This is a genomic window from Bartonella sp. AS69XJJH, from assembly GCF_042195585.1.
Classification (GTDB): domain Bacteria; phylum Pseudomonadota; class Alphaproteobacteria; order Rhizobiales; family Rhizobiaceae; genus Bartonella.
The window spans coordinates 1-5551 of the sequence record NZ_JBHIOO010000040.1; the positions used below are offsets into that span (position 1 = coordinate 1).

Annotated in this window: 4 protein-coding genes and 1 pseudogene; all 5 read left to right on the plus strand. The window is 43.8% G+C overall.

Going from position 1 to position 5551, the window contains the following annotated elements:
• Positions 1–3768: hemagglutinin repeat-containing protein (locus ACFIK6_RS08920; RefSeq protein WP_375677568.1), on the plus strand; the 3768-nt coding region annotated here is incomplete at its 5' end.
• The gene (locus ACFIK6_RS08925; protein ID WP_273790553.1) at positions 3765–4178 is read left to right on the plus strand and encodes a hypothetical protein; all 414 of its coding nucleotides are present in this window, start codon (positions 3765–3767) and stop codon (positions 4176–4178) included. The genes ACFIK6_RS08920 and ACFIK6_RS08925, both read left to right, overlap by 4 nt.
• Before the next feature lie 12 nt (positions 4179–4190).
• Positions 4191–4955, plus strand: a complete 765-nt coding sequence (locus ACFIK6_RS08930; protein WP_375642696.1) for a hypothetical protein — start codon at positions 4191–4193, stop codon at positions 4953–4955.
• Positions 4952–5359 (plus strand): hypothetical protein, encoded by a 408-nt coding sequence (locus ACFIK6_RS08935; RefSeq protein ID WP_375642697.1) that lies wholly within the window; start codon positions 4952–4954, stop codon positions 5357–5359. The genes ACFIK6_RS08930 and ACFIK6_RS08935 overlap by 4 nt, the downstream gene beginning before the upstream one ends.
• A gap of 12 nt (positions 5360–5371) precedes the next feature.
• Positions 5372–5551 (plus strand): annotated as a pseudogene (locus tag ACFIK6_RS08940) (filamentous hemagglutinin); the annotation flags it as partial.

Sequence of the window (5551 nt, forward strand, 5' to 3'; positions counted from 1 at the left end):
GGCTCTGATGTTCAAACAAAGGATAATCTTTCCTTACAAGCTGAGGGCAATGTTTCTATTGATGCTACACGCAACAGTACCAATAGCCATCGTGGGGATCAAACCTCTCATGTCGCCTTGCACAATGGCTCTCATTTAAGTTCTGGAAAAGATACCACTGTCATCTCAGGTCAAGATATCCATATGGCTGCTTCCGATATAGATGCGAAGGGCAATGTTGGACTTGGTGCGAAAGGGGAGATAACAATAGGGGTAAGAAACGATGAGATGGAATATCATCTTCGCGCCAAAAACACGAAAGTGGACATGCAAGCCTCTCATGCGGTTGGCTCTTCGATAAAATCGGGAGGTGATACCACGGTCATTGCAGGGCAGGATGGCAAGGCGCATGATCTCACTATCACAGGTAGTTCCATTGCGGCTGAGGGCAAGGTAGGGCTGAAAGCCAGCAACGATATTCTCATCAATAATGCAGAGGATAGCTTACATTATGAAATGTCGTACCACAAAGAGGGTGGGGTGTTTAGTAGCAGCAAATCTGAGCATAACAAAGTTGATGCTACCCAAGTTTCCGGTTCACTCATAACAGGGGGTGAAGGCATTGCTATTGATTCCGGAAACAACACGGAAGTTGTCGCCTCGACGCTCGTAGCCGGTAAGGCAGAGGAAACGTCAGGAGAGAAAGCACCAGGAGAACAGAAACAAGCGGATATTACTATTCACTCTGGGGGAAAGATTACTATCAAAGGCGCCCAAGAACACTTGGATCAGCAAGCACAATCGTCTTCAAGTGGCTTTTTGCATGAGGAATCTTCCGATACATCTCAATCGCATAGCACAACGGTCTCCTCTATCCTTGGGGCGACGGGCAACATCGTGTTAGACGCACAAGGAGAAGCCAAGATTTCTGCTTCTCATCTGCTTTCCGGTCAAGATATCAATGTGAGCGGAGAAAGTGTGACGATTGATGGCATGACAGATCACCATAAGAGCCATTCAGAGGAGCATGAAACGGGTTTTGGTGTGGGATCAGGCAAGGGCTTTGTGTCGATATACGGGAGTGAGGGAAAGACAGAGAATGAAGAGAGTTTTGAGCATCAAGGTTCTTCTCTCAATGCGGATGGCACGATCAACATCACTGCCAAGAAAAAAGATGTGACAATTGTTGGCTCTGATCTTGCAGGTGAGAATATTAACCTTTCGGCAGCGCATGATGTGAATGTGCTTGTTGGTCATAATAGCCATTCCTCAAGCTCAAAGGAAGAACGCTCAGGTTTTGGGTTTCAGTTTGAAAAGAGCAAAAGCGGTGCTTCTGTAGGTGTTGGAATTGCAAGCGCCAAAGATACGGGCGATCAATGGGAAAATACTTCCACACAATCACACATCACGGCACGCCAAGATGTGCAGATCAATGGTGGCAATGATGTAAACATGCAAGCAGCCAATGTTTCGGCGGATCGTGATGTCAACATTGATGCTGGCAATAATATCACCCTATCAGAAAGCTATGATACCTCTAACGCAAAAGAAAAGCATGAAAAGTCTTTTGCTGGTGTGACAGGCTCTGTCAATGTGGGCATTCTTGGTGCCGTACAAGATGTAAGGGATGCAGCCAAACGTTTTGGTCATGGGGATACAAAACACAAAATCGGCAATGGTCTTATTGCTGGTCTAAAAGGCTACGATCTCTATAGCAAAGGCAAAGGTCTTTATAATGGGTTGAAAGGTGGAAACAAACAGTCTATTCGTGATATTGCTGATGTTTCTGCCAGCGTAACCGTGGGCTTTAAGACAGAGAAAACAGAAGCCTCTGTTCAGACATCTACTTCGGTAACAGGTACAATAGAAGGCGGACGCGCTGTTAATATGCAAGCCCACAAAGGCAGCATCCATGGTGTTGGAGCCGATATTATTGCCGGTACAAACCCGATGCAAAGCAATGATGAACAGAGTGGGAATATCACCATGGGAGCAGGTGAAGATATCATCTTTGAAAGTGCCCAAAACACGCAAAGCACACAAAACCATAACCAAAGCGCTTCGATGAATATTGGGTATAGTTATGGTACCAGTGGTACAGGGTGGATGGGGAATGCTTCCTTTGGTAAAGGTAAGGGTTCCAGTGAGGAAGTGCATCACAAAAACAGCCATATTATAGGCACCGGCACTGTTCATACCACGAGTGGGGCAAACACCACATTGGCAGGTGCCGTGGTTTCTGGAAATCAAGTAGAAATGGAAGTAGGGGGTGATTTCGCCATTACCAGCCGCAGTGATACTGGACAAAGTTCTAGCAAGCAAAACTCTTTTTCCATTGGTTATAATAGCCGAGAAAAGGAGGGTACAGCCACAACCAATATTTCCTTGAACAAGGATAAATCCTCCAGCGATTATCATAGTGTTGTGGAACAATCAGGCATCAAAGCGGGTGATGGCGGCTTTAAGATCAACGTTAAAGATAAAACGACCCTAACCGGAGGACTTATTTCCAGCACTGCGCCGGCAGATAAAAACAGCCTGACCACAGGAAGCATCAGCACCAGTGATATCAGCAACGGTGCGCATGCTCAAGCTAGCAGCCAAGGTTTAAGCATTTCTGCGGGTGGTCCGATGTATCAGGGCAAATATGGTGTCGGGAAAAACATTGCTAAAAATCTCTTAGATCATTCAAAAGCTCAAGATTCAGAGGAAGGATATACCAAATCTGCTATCAGCAATGGCACCATCGTCTTGACAGATGAAGCAGGGCAGAAGGCATTGACAGGGCAAGATGTTGAGCAAGCCATAGCCTCCCTTAATCGTGATACTGCCAGCGCCCATAAGGGTGTACAACAGCTCGATGTAGGCAAGCTGGAACAAATCGTCCATGAAAACCGTGAAATGGCAACCCAACTCTTAGAAGAAGGTTTTAAATACAGCGATGATTCCTATAAAACCATGTTTATCAAAGAGCACCCCATCGCCGTGGTCGACCGTGATGAAAAGGGTAATATACTCTATGAAATAGATGCAAATGGGGTACCTATAAGAGACGCTCGTGGACAACCTATCCCTAAGTTTCATTATTTAACGGCTGAAGAAAAGGAACATTTGCAAGAAGGTGCTGATGGCAAGGTGCATGTGTTCCTCAATGGCATTTTTACCCCACCAGAGGAAGCCGCTGTTTATGCTGAGCAACATGCGGAGAATAAAAATGTACCGCTTTATTTTGTTGTGTTCCCCCAAGCGGATTCTGCCATCTCAGAACTTCTGGTAGCAGGCTATCAGAAGTTCATGGAAAATAACTTTTGGGGTTTGACCAATTCCACACAAGAAGCAAAAGATATAATGTCTCGCTATGGTAACACGGGATTGGAAGAGTATGGCCATAGCCGTGGTACCATGTCATTGGGGAATATGCTGTATTCTTTCAAACAAGAAGGTGTGCACGGGATAGCTAACGAAAACACGAAGATCAATTTCTATGGACCAGCCTTTAATGTTTTAGTTGCATCCGGTCTGTTAGGTTATGTGAGTGATGGCAAACAAACCACTATTGGTTTTGATGGGAATAGATATGACTTTGTAAGCAGAATTATTGGCGGTAATGGCTATACCTACGAGACAATACCTGCTGGTAGTAACGTTTTGACAGAATGGTGGAGAGTGACCATGAATCCCATAAGTTCCCATACTTGTCTTGGAGATGCGGGCAATAAGTGTAGATATAATTATGGCACATCTCATCGTGAACAAGTTCCTTCAAGTAAATCATGGAGTAAAAAATGAAACAAACCTTAAAATTATTAAGTGCTGTAACTCTATTCAGTATCGCTGGATGTCAGTTTAATAAGCCTCCTTCAGGATACTTGACTGCTTGGGAGAAGCCAGGAGCAGATTTTACTGAAATAGGAAAAGCATTATTAGAATGTGGTATGCCAACGCCTTATGATGTATTTCCAGAAAATAGAAAGCAGAGCATCAATGCAAAAGCAACAACTTATGCTTGCATGATTCAATCAGGATTCCGCTATAAAGATGAAGAAGTAGCAAGAGCGGGAGGGTGGTGTTATACTTTTAGAGCCGAAAACTTACCCATTTGTCGTCCTGGCGCTGTGATCCCGAGGCCCAGTGTCAAGAAGCGCTTGAACAGCCCTTTTTGTAAAAAATATAAAAATGCACCTGAATGCAAACCTTAAGCACTGCTAGTGATGATCAACAATCCGCCCTCCTTGCCTTCACTTGGAATGGTGGGATTGTTTCCTCTATATCACTATTTAACGTCAGAGGGAGAAAAGCATTTACAAGCTGGTTATGATGGCAAGGTGCATGTGTTCCTCAATGGTATTTTTACAACACCAGATGAAGCAGCCCATAATGCGGTTCAGTTGGCTGATAACAAGAATGATCCGCACTATTTTCTGATGTTCCCTCATAGCGATTCGTTTTTGGTAGAGTTGTTCATTGCAGGGTATCAGTATGCTCTAGAAGGTAAGTTGGGTGCTCTGACCAATTCGACGAAGAAGTACCAGAATCTGTTGTATAGCTTTGGCAATAAAGGATTGCATGTTGATGCCCATAGCCGCGGCAGTATGACAGCGGGCAATGGATCGCATGATTTAGAAAAGCATGGTGTTCATGGTATAGCAAAGGAAACAACGATTAATTTCTTTGGACCAGCTTATAATACTCTAAACATGGCAGATATATTATATATCTTAAGTGATGGAAAGCAGGATTATGTAAACTTGGAAAATCATAAATATGACTTTGTGGGTACAAAGATTGGCAAAAATCCTTATACCTTTGAGCAAATACCTCCTGGAAGTGGTCCTTGGAAAGAGAGAGGGCAAATATTTAAGGGCTACCCCAGTGTCCATGCTTGTTATGGTAATGCCGGTGATGCGTGTACATGGCGCTACGGTTCACCTAATCGTACGCCAATTTATTCAAAATATTCAGGGAGGAAAAAATGAAACAAATCTTGAAATTATTAAGTGGTCTCATTTTGTTAAATATTGCTGGATGTAACATTGATAAGCCTGCTCCAGGGTACTTGAGTATGTGGGAGAAAAATAGTGTTACTGATTTTACTGAGGTAGGAAAAGCTTTGTTAGAATGTGGTATGCCAACGCCTTATGATGTTGATCCAGAAAGTGAAAATATAAGCATTAATGCTAAAGCAACAATTCATGCTTGCATGCTCCAAGCAGGATTCCGTTATAAAGATAAGTTGGGAGGTAATTGGTGTTATACTTTTAGAGCCGAAAACCTTCCCATTTGTCGTCCAGGTGCTGTCATACCACAGCGCAGTGTCAAGAAGCGCTTAAACAGCCCGTTTTGTACAAAGCATCCAGAACAACCTGAATGCGAGCCTTAAGTTTTGTTTGTGATGATCAAACAATCCCCCTCCTTACCTTCACTTGGAATGGCGGGAGTGTTCCCTCTATATCACTATTTAACGTCAGAGGGAGAAAAGCATTTACAAGCTGGTTCTGATGGCAAGGTGCATGTGTTCCTCAATGGCATTTTTACCCCACCAGAGGAAGCCGCTGTTTATGCTGAGCAACAT

Bases quoted from the DNA above. Each gene is read 5' to 3' on its own strand.
- ACFIK6_RS08935 (WP_375642697.1), top strand. From the start codon at position 4,952: ATGAAACAAATCTTGAAATTATTAAGTGGTCTCATTTTGTTAAATATT.
- ACFIK6_RS08930 (WP_375642696.1), top strand. From the start codon at position 4,191: ATGATCAACAATCCGCCCTCCTTGCCTTCACTTGGAATGGTGGGATTG.
- ACFIK6_RS08925 (WP_273790553.1), top strand. From the start codon at position 3,765: ATGAAACAAACCTTAAAATTATTAAGTGCTGTAACTCTATTCAGTATC.